Raw genomic sequence first — 14165 nt, 5'->3', positions numbered from 1 at the left:
CGCGCGCCCTTTTCATTCCATCACCGTGAGGAAGCTCCATGAAATTACGCCGCTCCCCCCTGATGATCGCCCTGCTGGCCGCGATGGCGCTGGCAGGTTGCCACAGCAAAACCGATACGCAGGTAGCCGCTACCCCGGCCACCGTCAACGTCCAGCACCTGAACGGCAGCACCGAGGTGAAGAAGCACCCGCAGCGCATCGTGGTGCTGGATTACGCCTCGCTGGAAACGCTGCAGCTGCTGGACGTCGAGCCGCTGGCGCTGCCCGGCAACCGCAAGAACTTGCCGGATAGCCTGAAGCGCTATCAGGACGACAAATACCTCAATGCCGGCACCCTGTTCCAACCGGATATGGCCGTGCTGCGCGCCGCCAAACCGGATCTTATCCTGATCGCCGGCCGGGCGTCCAAAGCCTATGACGAGCTGAACACGCTGGCGCCGACGTTGAACATGTCCGTCGATCAGCAGGATCAGTTGGGCAGCCTGAAACAGCGCACCCTGCAGCTGGGCGAGCTGTTCGATAAGCAGCAACAGGCGCAGGCGGCGATCGACAAGCTGGATGCGCAGATCGCGGCGGTCAAACCGCAGGCCGCCCAGGCCGGACGCGGGCTGGTGGTGCTGTTCTCCGGCGGCAAGATCAGCGCTTACGCCCCCAAGAGCCGTTTCAGCTTCGTCTATGACGCCCTCGGCTTCGCGTCCGCGTTGCAGTCCGATGAAAAAGACGTGCGCGGCAACAAGCTGACGCCTGAGCAGGTGGCCAAGCTGAATCCGGACTGGCTGTTCGTCATCGATAGAGACGCCGCGACCGGGCGGCCGAACGCGGTGGCGCCGCAGAAAATCCTCACCGGCACCGCACTGAAGAAAACCACGGCGGTGAAAAAAGGCCAGGTGGTTTACCTGCCGGCGGCCGAGGTCTATCTGTCCGGCGGCATCGTCACCGCCCAACACGTCGTCGAACGCGTGAGCGAGGCGCTGAATCACACTGCGCGATAAAGAAAGCCCGGCGATGCCGGGCTTTTTCTTGGGTTAAATCGTCGGCTGGTTTACCAAACCGTCTATCAGCACCTGCGGCGTGCCCTGCGAGCAACGTTCGATGCGCCCGCGCACGCCGTAGACCCGCGCCAGGCTCTGCGGCGTAATCACCTGATCCGGCGCGCCATCGGCGATCAGATCGCCATCCTGCAGCATCAGCACGTGGTCGCCGTGACGCAGCGCGATGTTGATGTCATGCACCACCACCACCGTCACGATATTGCGCTTGCGGGTTTCACGGCGCACCAAATCCATCACGTGGAACTGATAGTTGAGATCGAGCGCGCTCAGCGGCTCATCCAGCAGCAGCAGCGACGGCTGACGGATCAGCGACTGCGCCAACCCCACCAGCTGTTTCTGCCCGCCGGACAGCTGATCGAGATAACTCAACGCCAGATGGGCGATGCCCAGTTGCTCCAGCAGGGCCATCACCTCCGCTTCGCTGCCGGCGTTGCTGCGGCCGCCCGAGGCGCGCTGCGCCACGATGATCGACTCCAGCACGTGCAGGTGCACCCCGGCGGGCAGCGACTGCGGCAGATACACCACTTTCTCCGCGCGACGGGCGAACGGCATCTGCATCAGATCGCCGTCGTCCAGCCACAGCTTGCCCTGCGCCGGGTTCAGCCCGGCCAGCGAGCGCAGCAGCGTCGATTTGCCGCTGCCGTTCGGCCCCAGCAGCACGGTGATTTGCCCGCGCGGCAGCATCGGCACCGAGAGATCGTCGATCACCTGACGTTTCGGGTAGCCCGCCGAGAAGTGTTCTATGCGCAAGCCCTGGTTCATACGTTCCCCCGATGGCGCAGAATAATGCTCAGGAAGAACGGCACCCCGACCAGCGAGGTGACGATGCCCACCGGAATGATCACGCCGGGCACCAGATTTTTCGACGCCACCGAGGCCATCGACAGCACCAGCGCGCCAATCAGCGCGCTGGCCGGCAGGTAGAAACGGTGATCTTCGCCGAAGATCATGCGGGCGATGTGCGGCGCCACCAGGCCGATAAAGCCGATCGGCCCGACGAAAGCCACCGCCAGCGCCGAGAGCATGCTGATGCGCAGCAGCGTGGTCAGCCGCAGACGACGCACGTCGATGCCGAAGCTCACCGCCCGGTCTTCGCCCAGACGCAGCGCGGTCAGTTTCCACGAGCTCATCATCGACAGCGGCAGCAGCACGGCGAACACCCCGAACAGAATGCCCAGCTTGTCCCACGAGGCGCGCGCCAGGCTGCCCATGGTCCAGAACACCAGCCCCTGCAGCGTGTCCTCGCTGGCGATGAATTGCATCATCGAGACCAGCGCGTTGAAGGTAAACACCAGCGCGATGCCGAACAGCACTACGCCGGAGGTGGCGACCCGCGTCCAGCGCGTGATGCCGTCGAGCATCAGCGCGGCGAACAGCGCGAAGATAAAAGCGTTGGCGGAGATGAACCACTGATCGGGAATGCCCGGAATGCCGATGCCGAGCACGATCGCCAGCGCGGCGCCAAAGGCCGCGGCAGAAGACACCCCGAGGGTGAAGGGACTGGCCAGCGGGTTATTCAGGATGGTCTGCATTTCCGCCCCGGCCAGGCCGAGCGCAAAGCCCACCACCACCGCCATCAGCGCATAGGGCAAGCGTATGTCCCAGACGATCACCCGCGTGCCGGCATCGGCCGCGGCGGGGTCAAGCAGCGTTTGCCATAAGGAGGACAGCGACAGGCCGGACGGCCCCATGGTGAAATCCAGCAGCAGCGAGCCCAGGATCGCCAGTGCCAACACGCCCATCATCAACAGGCGATGGCGAAGAATATGCTGATAACGCCCCATCACGCCGGCGTTGGGTTGCCCCTTGGCGTCAGTCATGGGATCGGTGGATACGCTCATTCGTTAAGATACCTGTTACAACCATCATGACAGCGGCGCGAAGGCGTCCGCCGTAAACCGGAAAGCGCGCGGCGACCGCCTGCGCGCAGCCGCCCACAATAAAGCAAACGATAATACTTATCAATCATATCAATAGGTGAAAACAGCGTTGTCGAAATGTAATAATTTGTTTTTTCTCGCCATTTTTCAAACCACCACGCTTTCCCCCGCCAACGGCCAGTAGGTTAATTATTCTGAAAATTATTCCTGATCCGACCAGACTCTGACAAATAGCGGCAAAACCACATAGAATCCAAAACCACAGCACCGCGCGTGCAAAAAACTTTCAGGCCGCCGCAAGAGCGGCCTTATTGACGAGGCTGTAATGAGAAGTCCATCTCCGGCGGTAACGCCCAAACGCCCGGCGCTGCTGAACTGGCTGTTGCACAGCCCGCTGCACGCCGATGACGAACCGTTTCAACGCCAGCTGCGTCTCACGCTGACGCCCTCTCCTCTCACCCCCTGGCTGAATGCCGTGGGGCCGGCCGCGCTGTTGGCGGGGTACGCCTGGCTGAACCAACCGCTGGTCGGTATCGGCCTGTTGCTGCTGTTGCTGCTGTTGACCGCCGGGCGCGCCAGGTTGGCGCAAAGACGCCAACCCGCCTGGCCGAACGCCATGCTGGTGACAGTGTTGTTGTGGGCGCTGCTGGTTGGCGCCAGCGCCGCGCTGGCGATGCTGTCGGGCCGCTTCGTGCTGATCCTGTTCGCCGGCCTGACCATTACCGCCCTGGCCTGCTGGCTGATGCAGCGCCATGCCGCCGCGCCGCGCTTCGCGCTGCTTGAGGTGAGCGCGCTGACGCTGCCCTACCTGCTGGCGGCGCCGCTGTCGCGCGTGCAAAATCTGTTTGTCCTGGCGGATCTCGCGCCGCTGTGGCTGGTGCTGGCCCATGGCATGATCGCGCGCTACCATCGCCAATTGGTGCAGCACGTCACGCTGGCCTGGGAGAAGCAGCAGGCATCGCACCGCGATCGCCTGACCGGCTTTCTCAACCGCGCGGGCGGCGAGGTAGTGATGCGCAGCATCTGCCGCCCCGCAGCGGCGCAGCCGATCTCCCACCTGTTCATTCTCGAATTCGGCCCGCTGGCGGCGCTCTACCAAAGTCACGGCGTCCAGATCGGCGACGACGTGCTGCGCACCGTCGGCGAGCGCCTCAAGACGCTGATCCGCCCGAGCGACTACGTCTGCCGCTATACCGGCGGTCTGTTTCTGATTCTGGTGCACGATCTGCCCTACGGCGCGGAAAGCGAGTTTCTGGCGCGCATTGTGCCGCCGCTGGAGGCGCCCTACGATTTTGGCGCGTTCGGCGAGGTGAACATGCGGCTTAACGCCGGCATTTTGGCGCTGACGCAGAATTACGCGACGGTAGAGAGTTTGATGAGCTCGGCGCAGCAGGCGCTGGCGGAAGCCAAAGGCGGGAAAAAGTAAACCCAAACGCGGCGGGAACTCCCGCCGCGTGTCACTCACCGAAGATTACTTCACGTCCATCTTCGGGAATTCCATTTCGCTGTACTTCACGACACGGGTGCCTTGCGACAGCTTGTAACCGAACCAAATCAGCAGGAACAGCGGAATGCCGATGTAGGTCGCGGTCACGCCGTACCAGTCAATCTTGTCTTGCAGGAAAGCCTGGTAATTCTGGCCCAGGGTAATGATCAGGCACAGCACGAAGGCGAAGATCGGCCCCAGCGGGAAGAACCCGGAACGGTACGGTAAGTCGTTGAGATCGCGCCCCTGCAGCATGTAACCGCGGCGGAAACGGTAGTGGCTGATGGCGATGCCCAACCAGGCGATGAAGCCGGTCATGCCCGAGGTATTCAGCAGCCACAGGTAAACCGACTGGTTGCCGAACATCGAGGTCAGGAAGCACAGCCCGGCCACCACGCAGGTCGCGTACAGCGCGTTGCGCGGCACGCCGCCTTTCGACAGCTTGGCGAAGATGCGCGGCGCTTTGCCTTCGGACGCCAGGGTGAACAGCATGCGGGTCGATGCGTACATGCCCGAGTTACCGGCGGACAACACCGCCGTCAGGATCACCGCGTTCATCACCGCCGCCGCCGACAGCAGGCCGGCATGCTGGAACACCAGGGTGAACGGGCTGACGCTGATGTCTTTCACATCATTGCGCAGCAGGCTCGGATCGGTATACGGAATGATCAGGCTGATGATCAGAATGGCGAAGATATAGAACAGCAGGATACGCCAAAACACCTGACGCACCGCGCGCGGGATGTTTTTACCCGGATTTTCCGATTCGCCGGCCGCGATGCCGATAAGTTCTGTGCCCTGGAACGAGAAGCCGACGATCATGGCCACGCCGATCATCGCCGAGAAGCCGCCGGCGAACGGCGCATCCCCAATGGTCCAGTTCTGCCAGCCGGCATGCTCGCCGCCTTTCAGAATGCCGACAATCATCAGCACGCCGACGGCGATGAAAATAATCACGGTGCTGACCTTGATCAGCGCGAACCAGTATTCCGCCTCGCCGAACCCTTTCACCGAAATGTAGTTCAGCAGGAACATCAGGCCGAGGAACAGCGCGCTCCAAACCCAGCCGGGAGTGTCCGGGAACCAGTAGCTCATCACCAATTGCGAAGCCACCAGGTCAACGGCGATGGTCACCGCCCAGTTGTACCAGTAGTTCCAGCCCAGTGCGAAGCCAAAGCCTTCTTCCACGTATTTGGCGCCGTAGGTGGAGAATGAACCGGAGACCGGCATAAAGGCCGCCAGTTCGCCCAGACTGGTCATCAGGAAGTACACCATCAAACCGATCAGAGCGTAAGACAGCAGCGCCCCGCCGGGGCCGGCCTGAGAAACCGTGGCGCCCGAGGCGACGAACAGGCCGGTGCCGATGGAGCCGCCGATGGCGATCATGGTCAAATGCCGGGCTTTCAGCTCGCGGCGCAATCCGGGAGCTTGCTGCCCCGATGTTTTTATATCCTGCTGAGCCATTCGTTCCCTATCTATCTGCTCTTCGAAAAATGAGGGCGGATTGTAACAAATACCCGCCGGTGAACTAGCAACATTGCACCGATATAAGATAGCTTCATAATTCAGAGGCAATTATTAGCCGCGGCCCTTATGGCCTTACTTACTCTCATTAATGTGAGCGCGCGCAGGTTTTTATGCTTTCTTTTGCCTGCGCGGCGATAGAAGACGTGACGCGCTGTCGATTACAACGCGCAATAGCTGAGAAAACGCTGCAAGGCGTTGGAAATGTGCTTTTGCCGATGGCGGATCAGGTACAGGGTGCGCCGCAGCGGCGGCAGCGGCACCGGCAGTTCCACCAGCGCGCCGCTGGCCAACTGCTCCGCCACCACGCGCCGTGACAGGCAACTGATGCCAATACCGTGCCGCACCGCATGCTTGATCGCCTCCGAGTTGCCGAGCTCCATCACCAGCTGGAAGTGCGGCAGGTGCGCCAGCAGCAGATGATCCAGTACCTCGCGGGTGCCCGAACCGCGCTCGCGCAGGATCCAAGGCGCATTCGCCAGCGCCTCCAGCGTCGGCGGCTGGCGGGTCAAGGGATTGTCCGGCGCGGCGAACACCACCAGCTCATCCTCCAGCCACGGCTGCGTCACCAGCTCCGGCATATGGCAAGGCCCTTCGATCAGCCCCAGATCGACGCGGAAATCCGCCACCGCCACGATCACGTCCTGGCTGTTGCCAACGTTCAGCTCCAGCGGCGTGGCCGGAAAGTCCCGGCGGTAACGGGCGATCATCTCCGGCAGCATGTAGTTGCCGATGGTGCTGCTGGCGGCGATGCGCAACGCCCCCCCATCATGGCGAAACAGCTGCTCGATCTCCCCCGCCTGCTCCAGCAGCGCCAGCGCCTTGGGATACAGCAACCGGCCGTGTTCGTTGATCACCAGCCGTTTGCCGACGCGATCGAACAGCTGCACGCCCAGTTGCCCCTCCAGATCCGCCAGCGCCGCGCTGACCGCCGACTGCGACAGCGCCAGCACCACCGAGGCCTGAGTGGTCGAACCGCTTTTCAGCACTTCGGTGAAGACTTCCAGTTGACGCAACGTGATATGCATAGCCGTCCCGGTATTGAAAAAGGGTTCTGCCAGAGAACCGCAAAATTAATGTCAACATGATGTGGGTAGCCCGGCCAGGCTACCCCGTTTGCGGCCAGTTCGGCGCGCTACTTGCCCAAGGCGACCAGCTGCGCCGCCGCGGCCAGCGCCGCCTCGCGCGGCGTGCCGGCTTCGTCCCGCTGTATCAATTGCAGCATCGCCACGAGATGGTCGCGGTCGATCGCCTTGTTTTCTTCAATCAACCGCCGCACCGCGCGCCCCACTTCCTGATCTACCTGCTCTCTGCGTTGATCGTCGGTATCCATCGCCTGCTCCTGTTCAGTTGGAAAGTTGACGGCGGCTTGCCGCTCCACCTCACCCTAGCCGCAATGCGACTTTATGCCAATGCCTGACGCAATACCACTTATTCAGATAGGTTATAAATATATAATCAATTTCTCTTTTATTCAGCCCAAACGTACTCTTAGCAGCAAGAAACAGACTGAAGGACTGACTTTTATGGCGACTGATACCACTCACACTTACCCCGAGCGACGCTTTCCGCTGTTCGGCCTGCCGCGGCTGGTGCCGGGGCTGGCGCTGACCGGCGCGCTCACCGCGCTGGCCGTCTGGGCCGGCGATATTCCCTGGGTGGCGGAGCTGGGGCTGGGGGCGTTGACGCTGGCGATCCTGCTCGGCATTCTGGTGGGCAACACGCTGTACCCCCGCTGGCAAACCGTTTGTCACGGCGGCGTGCAGCTGGCCAAACAGCGCCTGCTGCGTCTGGGCATTATCCTTTACGGCTTCCGGCTGACCTTTCAGCAGATCGCCGACGTGGGCGCCAGCGGCATCATCATCGATGCGCTGACCCTGATCACCACTTTCCTGCTGGCCTGCTGGCTCGGCAAGAAAGTGTTCGGCATCGACAGCCAGACCGCGATACTGATCGGCGCCGGCAGCAGCATTTGCGGCGCGGCGGCGGTGATGGCCACCGAGCCGGTGCTGAAGGCCGATTCCAGCAAAGTGGCGGTAGCGGTCTCGACCGTGGTGGTGTTCGGCACCCTGGCTATCTTCGTTTACCCGTGGCTGTATCAGTTGAATGAACACTTCCAGTGGCTGCCGTTCAGCCAGGAAACCTTCGGCATCTACGCCGGCTCCACCATTCACGAAGTGGCTCAGGTGGTCGCCGCCGGGCACGCCATCGGGCCGGACGCCGAAAATGCGGCGGTGATCGCCAAGATGATCCGCGTGATGATGCTGGCGCCGTTCCTGCTGCTGCTGTCGGGCTACATCAGCCGCGGCAGCGCAGGCAAGGCGGAAAAATCCGCCATCACCATTCCGTGGTTCGCCGTGCTGTTTATCGCCGTCGCCGGGCTGAACTCCTTCAACCTGCTGCCGGCCACGCTGGTGCGCCATCTGATCACCGCCGACACCTGGATGCTGGCGATGGCGATGGCGGCGCTGGGGTTGACCACCCACATCAGCGCCGTGCGCCAGGCCGGGGTGAAACCGATTCTGTTGGCGACGCTGCTGTTCGTCTGGCTGCTGGTCGGCGGCGGCGCGATAAACCAACTGGTGCAACACCTGCTGTAATCGCCCTCGGCGGCCCGCTTCGGCGGGCCGCCGCTTTTCGCCATTCAATCCGCCCGCCATCAATGCCATAATGTCACCGATAACACAGGAGAATGAAGATGAAGTTTGTCGGTGCACATGTCAGCGCGTCAGGCGGCGTGGATCAGGCGGTTATCCGCGCGCACGAATTGGAGGCGACCGCGTTCGCCCTGTTCACCAAAAATCAGCGTCAATGGAAGGCCGCGCCGCTGGCCGCCGACGTTATCGATAAGTTCAAGAGCGCCTGCGCCCAGTACGGCTTCGGGCCGGGGCAGATCCTGCCGCACGACAGCTACCTGATCAACCTGGGGCACCCGGTAGCCGAGGCGTTGGAAAAATCGCGCGAGGCGTTTATCGACGAGCTGCAGCGCTGCGAACAGCTGGGGCTGACGCTGCTGAACTTCCACCCCGGCAGCCACCTGCTGCAAATCGATGAAGACAAGTGCCTGGCGCGCATCGCCGAATCGATCAATATCGCGCTGGACAAAACCGCCGGCGTGACGGCCGTGATCGAGAACACCGCCGGCCAGGGCAGCAACCTGGGCTTCAAATTCGAACACCTGGCGGCGATCATCGACGGCGTGGAAGACAAAAGCCGCGTCGGCGTCTGCATCGACACCTGCCACGCCTTCGCCGCCGGGTACGATCTGCGTACCGAAGAAGACTGCGAGCATACCTTCAAGCAGTTGGGCGACATCGTCGGCTTCAACTACCTGCGCGGCATGCACCTGAACGATGCCAAGAGCGAGTTCAACAGCCGCGTCGACCGCCACCACAGCCTGGGGGAAGGCAACATCGGCAAAACGGTGTTCAGCTACATCATGCGCGATCCGCGTTTCGACAATATCCCGCTGATTCTGGAAACGGTAAACCCGGACATCTGGGCGGAAGAGATCGCCTGGCTGAAGGCGCAGCAGTAACGCGGCGCCCAAACGACAAAACCGGAGCCTGGGCTCCGGTTTTTTTATGGCTGGATCGCCGTTACGCCACGCTGGCCGCCGGTACTTCAGCACGTTTCAGCAGGGCATAAGCCACCCCGGCCAACAGCGTGCCGGCGGCGATCGCCACCAGGTACAGCAGCACCGGCGAAATCGCGCCCGGGATCAGCAGCACGAACAGCCCGCCGTGCGGCGCCATCAGTTTGGCGCCGAACGCCATCGACAGCGCGCCGGTCAGCGCCCCGCCGGCGATGCAGCACGGCAGCACGCGCATCGGATCGCGGGCGGCGAACGGAATCGCCCCTTCGGTGATGAAGCACAGCCCCAGCACCAACGCCGCCTTGCCGCCTTCCTGTTCGGATTTCGGGAACTTGCGGCGCGCCAGCAGCGTCGCCAGACCCATCGCCAGCGGTGGCACCATGCCCGCCGCCATGATTGCCGCCATCGGCGCATACACCGAGGAACTGAGCAGCGCCACGCCGAATGCATAGGCCGCTTTGTTCACCGGGCCGCCCATGTCGGTGCACATCATGCCGCCGAGGATTGCCCCCAGCAGTACGGCGTTGGCGGTGCCCAGCGATTGCAGCCAATGGGTCAGGCCTTCCATGATTTTCGCCACCGGCGTGCCGACCACGTAAATCATGATGAGACCGGTGATCAGGCTGGCCACCAGCGGAATGATCAAGATGGGCTTCAGCGCTTCCATACTCTGCGGCAGACGCAGCTTGCTGCTGATCGCCTTGGCGACGTAACCCGCCAGGAAACCGGCGATGATGCCACCGAGGAACCCGGCGCCGGTGCTCACCGCCAGCATGCCGCCGATCAGGCCCGGCGTCAGGCCCGGACGATCCGCGATGGAAAAGGCGATGAAACCGGCCAATACCGGCACCATCAGCGCGAAGGCGGAGCCGCCGCCGATCTGCATCAGCGCCGCCGCCAACGTGCCTTTGACTTCAAACGCCTTGATGCCGAACACGAAAGACAGCGCGATACACAGGCCGCCGGCCACCACCATCGGCAGCATGTAGGACACGCCGGTCAGCAGGTGACGATACGGGCCGTTGCCCTCTTTCTTCTTCGCCGCCGGCGCCGCGCCGCCGCGCTGCTGCGGCTGGAACACTTCAGCTTCGGCCAGCGCCTTGTCCAGTTCCTGCGCGGTTTTCTTCAGCGCCAGACCGGTGGAAGTACGATACATCGGTTTACCGGCAAACTTGTCCAGATCCACCTCGATGTCCGCCGCGACGATCACCAGATCCGCCGCCGCCACTTCTTCCGGGGTGATGGCGTTACCGGCGCCCACGGAGCCGCGCGTTTCCACTTTCACCCACCAGCCGCGTTTCTTCGCTTCACTTTCAATGGCTTCGGCCGCCATAAAGGTGTGCGCCACGCCGGTTGGGCAAGCGGTGATCGCCACGATGCGTTTTTGCCCATCGGCTTTCACCGGCGCCGCCGCCTGCGGTGCCTGATAGGTTTCAGCTTCGGCCCTGGCGCGCGCCAGAAAAGCGTCCGGTTCACGCACCGCCTGTTCTACATCGCCCACATACACCAATTTGCCGTTCAGCCCGGCGTCAGCAGGGGCAGCCTGCCCCGCCACCGCCACCAGTTCGGCGTCCTGCAGCGACTCGACCAGCGTCAGGCCGGTTTTGGCCGCGGCGGCCTCCAGCATGCGTTTCGCCAGGTGGCCACGGGCCTGCCCCAGCGAACTGTCTACCATCAGCAGCGTTTTCATTCTGCCTCCTGCTATTGATTGAAAGGTTTCAGATCGACGCGCGCCATCATCGCGGCCAACTGGGGACGATCGGTCACGCCGACGTTGCTCTGGCTGACCGCCAGCGCCGCTACCGCCGTGGCCAGACGCAGAGTGTGTTCGCTGGATTCGCGCATCAGCAGGCCGTAAATCAGACCGCCTACCATCGAATCGCCGGCGCCCACGGTGCTGACCACCTCACAGGACGGCGGTTTGGCGATCCAGGCGCCGGATGCGTTAACCCACAGCGCGCCTTCCGCGCCAAGGGAGATAACCACGTGGGCGATGCCCTGCTCGCGCAGCGCATGCGCGGCCTCGACCACGTCCGCCAGCGTCGGCAGCGGGCGACCGGCCCAGATTTCCAGCTCGCGGCGGTTCGGTTTGACCAGCCACGGCGAGGCCTTCAGCCCGGCGACCAGCGCTTCGCGGCTGCTGTCGAAAATGATGCACGGGCACTTGGCGCGCAGCTGGGTCATCCAGTCGGTAAAGGCGTCGGGATCGACGCCGGCCGGCAGGCTGCCGCTCACCGCCACCATGTCAAATTGGCCCAGCCAGCTCAGCGAGTCGCTGACGAAGCGATCCCAGTCCTGCGGCGTCACTTCGAAGCCGGAGAAGTTGAAATCGGTCACTTCGCCGTCTTTTTCCGTCAGCTTGACGTTGATGCGGGTGCGCCCCGGCACCACCTGAAAGCGGTTGGCGATCCCCAGATCGCTGAACAGCAGCTGGAAACCGTCCTGATTGTCTTTGCCCAGGAAGCCGCCGACGGTGACGTCGATGCCCAAATCCTTCAACACCTTGGCGACGTTGATGCCCTTACCGGCGGCGTGCAGGCCGGCGGTTTTTACCCGGTTGACTTCCCCGCGCTCGATCTGCGGGCAGAAACCCACCAGATCGTACGCCGGGTTCAGGGTGATCGTTGCTACTCTTCTGCTCATGCTGCGCCCTCGCCCAGTCCTTCATTAATCGCTTCGCCTATCGCCTTCAGCGCGGCTTCAGCATCTTCTCCATTGGCGGTAAAGCGCAGGTGATGCCCTTTCTTCACGCCCAGCGCCACCACCTTCATCAGGCTGCGCCCGTTGGCCGGCTTGCCGCTGCCGTCCAGGTTGGTGACGGTGATGTCACTGTTGAAACTTTTGATCACGTTGACCAGCGCCGTGCCCGGCCGCGCGTGCAGACCATGCTCGTTGCGGATCACGAATTCGGCGCTCAGCACGCTGCTTTCCTCAGCCACTTCACTGGTCAGCAGCGCCAGCACCCCGGCGGCATCCGCCTTCAGCAAACGTTCAGCTTTACTGGCCAGCAGCAGATCGCTGAGGTAGTTGAGCACCGCCAGCGGCTGCGCGTCGGCGACCGACACCGTCAGCAGCAGCGCCACCGGCTCGCCGTCTTCCACGAAAGCCTGCGCCGGGCGGCTGACGGTGGCCGCGCTGGCCAGGTTGCCTTCGACGCTGTCGCTCAGCCAGATGCCCTGCCCCAGGTTCAGCGGCTTGCGGGTGATGACATCACTGACGAACTGCGCGTTGACCGCGCCGGCCTTTTGCAGCCGGCCGGCGTTCAGCGCCTGCAGCGTCATCAGGCTGTCGGCGGCGACGTCGAGCGCAATCAGCGAGACGTCGAACTGGAATTCGGCGCTCTGCTGTTCGCCCATCAGCAGGCTGCGCAGTTCCTCCGCAGAGGTGGTTTGCGCCAGCCGCTCCGCCACGCTGTCATCGCTCAGGACGTGAGTGAGCTGGCGCAGCAGCGCCAAATGCTCGTCGGAGCGGGCGGCGATGCCGATCGCCACATAGGCGGTCTGGCCTTCGCCCCACGCAATGCCCTGCGGGAACTGGAACACCTGCACGCCGGTTTTCAACACCAGATCGCGAGTATCGGTGGTGCCGTGCGGAATGGCGATGCCGTTACCCAGATAGGTGGACGTCTGCAGTTCGCGCTGCAGCATGCCGTCCACGTAACCGGCGCTGACGCAGCCGGCGTCGGTCAGGGCGGCGGCCACCAGGCGGATGGCCTCTTGCTTACCGTCGGCAACGGCGCCCAGATGAATGTCTTGCGGTGACAACTGGAACATGATTCTCCTCCCCTGCTGAATTGAATCGTTTCAGCTTCATTGAGAAAAAGGAGCGTTACCCGTTCGCCACAAGCGGCCGGACAACGCTGAAACGTTTCAAGGAGTGTGTGAGCTGCACAAGACGAAAGCAAGCTTTCTCCCTTTCGCCATTGCAGATTTTTGAGCTTACGCACACTTTCATCGGCTCATTGGTCAGCGCCGGAGCAAAATGACATACTGTGCTGAAACTTTGCTGACGGAGAAAAGCATGAACGTAGTGACGGGCGTCGGGGTGATCATCGTCAACCCTCAAGGCGAGATTTTGTTGGGTAAACGCTGCGGCTCCCACGCGCCCTTTTGGTCGATCCCCGGCGGGCATCTGGATGCCGGTGAAACCTTCGAGCAGTGCGCCCAGCGCGAAATCGCCGAAGAAACCGGGTTGCTTATCGATCCGCCGCGCTTCATTGGCGTCAGCAACAATCTGCAAACCTGGCGCGCCGAAGGCAAACACACCGTGTCTATCTGCCTGCAGGTGGATCACCCCGGCGGCAACGCCGAGCTGAAAGAGCCCGAGAAATGCGCCGAATGGCGCTGGTGCGCGCCGGACGCCCTGCCGGAACCCCATTTCGAAGCCAGCCGCACGGCGATCCGCCTGTGGTTGAGCGGCCAGGCCTATCTGCCCACGGCCTGACCCATCGCGAGCGCGCGCTGCGCCGCCCACCGCTATATAAAATAGAATATAACGCTATTTTTTGCGATATATGCCATTTTTTTGACTACGGATAACCCTATAGGGTTAAACCTCTTCTATCATTACCCCTGCAATCGACGTGGCATTCTGACCGCCGGTCGGTGGCCTTTTGGCAAGATTTTATT

Annotated in this window: 13 protein-coding genes; 5 read left to right on the top strand and 8 right to left on the bottom strand. The window is 62.6% G+C overall.

Translation table 11 applies throughout. The features are described from left to right. Positions 1-38: 38 nt before the first annotated feature. Entirely contained in the window at positions 39-992 is a 954-nt protein-coding gene (locus ACJ8KE_RS01565) for a siderophore ABC transporter substrate-binding protein (protein ID WP_016926996.1), read from the top strand. Positions 993-1025: 33 nt separating this feature from the next. Here the strand turns inward: ACJ8KE_RS01565 and ACJ8KE_RS01560 are convergent, their stop codons facing one another. Further along, positions 1026-1814 (bottom strand): ABC transporter ATP-binding protein, encoded by a 789-nt coding sequence (locus ACJ8KE_RS01560; protein ID WP_016926995.1) that lies wholly within the window; start codon positions 1812-1814, stop codon positions 1026-1028. Then, a complete protein-coding gene (locus ACJ8KE_RS01555; RefSeq protein ID WP_004935667.1) occupies positions 1811-2893 on the bottom strand; it encodes a FecCD family ABC transporter permease in 1083 nt (360 codons plus the stop codon). The genes ACJ8KE_RS01560 and ACJ8KE_RS01555 overlap by 4 nt, the downstream gene beginning before the upstream one ends. Before the next feature lie 364 nt (positions 2894-3257). On the opposite strand from ACJ8KE_RS01555, the gene ACJ8KE_RS01550 reads away from it, so the two are divergent. Then, complete coding sequence (locus tag ACJ8KE_RS01550) at positions 3258-4358, top strand: GGDEF domain-containing protein (RefSeq protein WP_097101662.1); 1101 nt, start codon at positions 3258-3260, stop codon at positions 4356-4358. A 45-nt stretch (positions 4359-4403) separates the two neighbouring features. Here ACJ8KE_RS01550 and ACJ8KE_RS01545 read toward each other — a convergent pair whose 3' ends face one another. The 3 genes from ACJ8KE_RS01545 to ACJ8KE_RS01535 all read right to left on the bottom strand — a co-directional run bounded on the left by ACJ8KE_RS01545 (position 4404) and on the right by ACJ8KE_RS01535 (position 7275). Next, positions 4404-5882, bottom strand: a complete 1479-nt coding sequence (locus ACJ8KE_RS01545) for an amino acid permease (RefSeq protein ID WP_028127733.1) — start codon at positions 5880-5882, stop codon at positions 4404-4406. 221 nt (positions 5883-6103) lie between these two features. Next, the gene (yieE, locus tag ACJ8KE_RS01540) at positions 6104-6970 is read right to left on the bottom strand and encodes a DNA-binding transcriptional regulator YeiE (RefSeq protein ID WP_016926991.1); all 867 of its coding nucleotides are present in this window, start codon (positions 6968-6970) and stop codon (positions 6104-6106) included. Positions 6971-7077: 107 nt separating this feature from the next. Beyond that, complete coding sequence (locus ACJ8KE_RS01535; protein ID WP_016926990.1) at positions 7078-7275, bottom strand: hypothetical protein; 198 nt, start codon at positions 7273-7275, stop codon at positions 7078-7080. Positions 7276-7468: 193 nt separating this feature from the next. On the opposite strand from ACJ8KE_RS01535, the gene ACJ8KE_RS01530 reads away from it, so the two are divergent. After that, a complete protein-coding gene (locus tag ACJ8KE_RS01530; protein WP_016926989.1) occupies positions 7469-8542 on the top strand; it encodes a YeiH family putative sulfate export transporter in 1074 nt (357 codons plus the stop codon). Positions 8543-8640: 98 nt separating this feature from the next. Beyond that, positions 8641-9480 carry a deoxyribonuclease IV gene (gene nfo / locus ACJ8KE_RS01525; protein WP_049205268.1) on the top strand — a complete coding sequence of 280 codons (840 nt, stop codon included), beginning with the start codon at positions 8641-8643 and terminating at the stop codon, positions 9478-9480. A gap of 61 nt (positions 9481-9541) precedes the next feature. Here nfo and fruA read toward each other — a convergent pair whose 3' ends face one another. From fruA to fruB, 3 genes are read right to left on the bottom strand one after another with little or no spacing between them, the layout of a single operon-like run. Beyond that, positions 9542-11227 (bottom strand): PTS fructose transporter subunit IIBC, encoded by a 1686-nt coding sequence (fruA, locus tag ACJ8KE_RS01520; protein WP_033639847.1) that lies wholly within the window; start codon positions 11225-11227, stop codon positions 9542-9544. Positions 11228-11238: 11 nt separating this feature from the next. Then, the gene (gene fruK / locus ACJ8KE_RS01515) at positions 11239-12180 is read right to left on the bottom strand and encodes a 1-phosphofructokinase (RefSeq protein ID WP_015378523.1); all 942 of its coding nucleotides are present in this window, start codon (positions 12178-12180) and stop codon (positions 11239-11241) included. Then, positions 12177-13310: a fused PTS fructose transporter subunit IIA/HPr protein gene (gene fruB, locus ACJ8KE_RS01510; RefSeq protein WP_033639846.1), complete on the bottom strand. Its 1134-nt coding sequence runs from the start codon at positions 13308-13310 to the stop codon at positions 12177-12179. Before fruB ends, fruK begins: the two co-directional genes overlap by 4 nt. Before the next feature lie 247 nt (positions 13311-13557). Here fruB and ACJ8KE_RS01505 point away from each other — a divergent pair, with 247 nt between their 5' ends. After that, positions 13558-13980, top strand: a complete 423-nt coding sequence (locus ACJ8KE_RS01505; protein ID WP_097101659.1) for a nucleotide triphosphate diphosphatase NUDT15 — start codon at positions 13558-13560, stop codon at positions 13978-13980. The last annotated feature ends 185 nt before the right edge of the window (positions 13981-14165 follow it).

It is taken from the genome of Serratia sp. CY56464 (assembly GCF_052168435.1).
Taxonomy (GTDB): Bacteria; Pseudomonadota; Gammaproteobacteria; order Enterobacterales; family Enterobacteriaceae; genus Serratia; species Serratia marcescens.
Note: the sequence above shows the minus strand (reverse complement) of the source record. Positions and strands in the feature narration are given on the sequence as shown.

What these genes read in the sequence shown, in the direction of transcription:
- ACJ8KE_RS01565 (WP_016926996.1), top strand. Translation starts at nt 39, where the DNA reads ATGAAATTACGCCGCTCCCCCCTGATGATCGCCCTGCTGGCCGCGATG.
- ACJ8KE_RS01560 (WP_016926995.1), bottom strand. Translation starts at nt 1,814, where the DNA reads ATGAACCAGGGCTTGCGCATAGAACACTTCTCGGCGGGCTACCCGAAA.
- ACJ8KE_RS01555 (WP_004935667.1), bottom strand. Translation starts at nt 2,893, where the DNA reads ATGAGCGTATCCACCGATCCCATGACTGACGCCAAGGGGCAACCCAAC.
- ACJ8KE_RS01550 (WP_097101662.1), top strand. Translation starts at nt 3,258, where the DNA reads ATGAGAAGTCCATCTCCGGCGGTAACGCCCAAACGCCCGGCGCTGCTG.
- ACJ8KE_RS01545 (WP_028127733.1), bottom strand. Translation starts at nt 5,882, where the DNA reads ATGGCTCAGCAGGATATAAAAACATCGGGGCAGCAAGCTCCCGGATTG.
- yieE (WP_016926991.1), bottom strand. Translation starts at nt 6,970, where the DNA reads ATGCATATCACGTTGCGTCAACTGGAAGTCTTCACCGAAGTGCTGAAA.
- ACJ8KE_RS01535 (WP_016926990.1), bottom strand. Translation starts at nt 7,275, where the DNA reads ATGGATACCGACGATCAACGCAGAGAGCAGGTAGATCAGGAAGTGGGG.
- ACJ8KE_RS01530 (WP_016926989.1), top strand. Translation starts at nt 7,469, where the DNA reads ATGGCGACTGATACCACTCACACTTACCCCGAGCGACGCTTTCCGCTG.
- nfo (WP_049205268.1), top strand. Translation starts at nt 8,641, where the DNA reads ATGAAGTTTGTCGGTGCACATGTCAGCGCGTCAGGCGGCGTGGATCAG.
- fruA (WP_033639847.1), bottom strand. Translation starts at nt 11,227, where the DNA reads ATGAAAACGCTGCTGATGGTAGACAGTTCGCTGGGGCAGGCCCGTGGC.
- fruK (WP_015378523.1), bottom strand. Translation starts at nt 12,180, where the DNA reads ATGAGCAGAAGAGTAGCAACGATCACCCTGAACCCGGCGTACGATCTG.
- fruB (WP_033639846.1), bottom strand. Translation starts at nt 13,310, where the DNA reads ATGTTCCAGTTGTCACCGCAAGACATTCATCTGGGCGCCGTTGCCGAC.
- ACJ8KE_RS01505 (WP_097101659.1), top strand. Translation starts at nt 13,558, where the DNA reads ATGAACGTAGTGACGGGCGTCGGGGTGATCATCGTCAACCCTCAAGGC.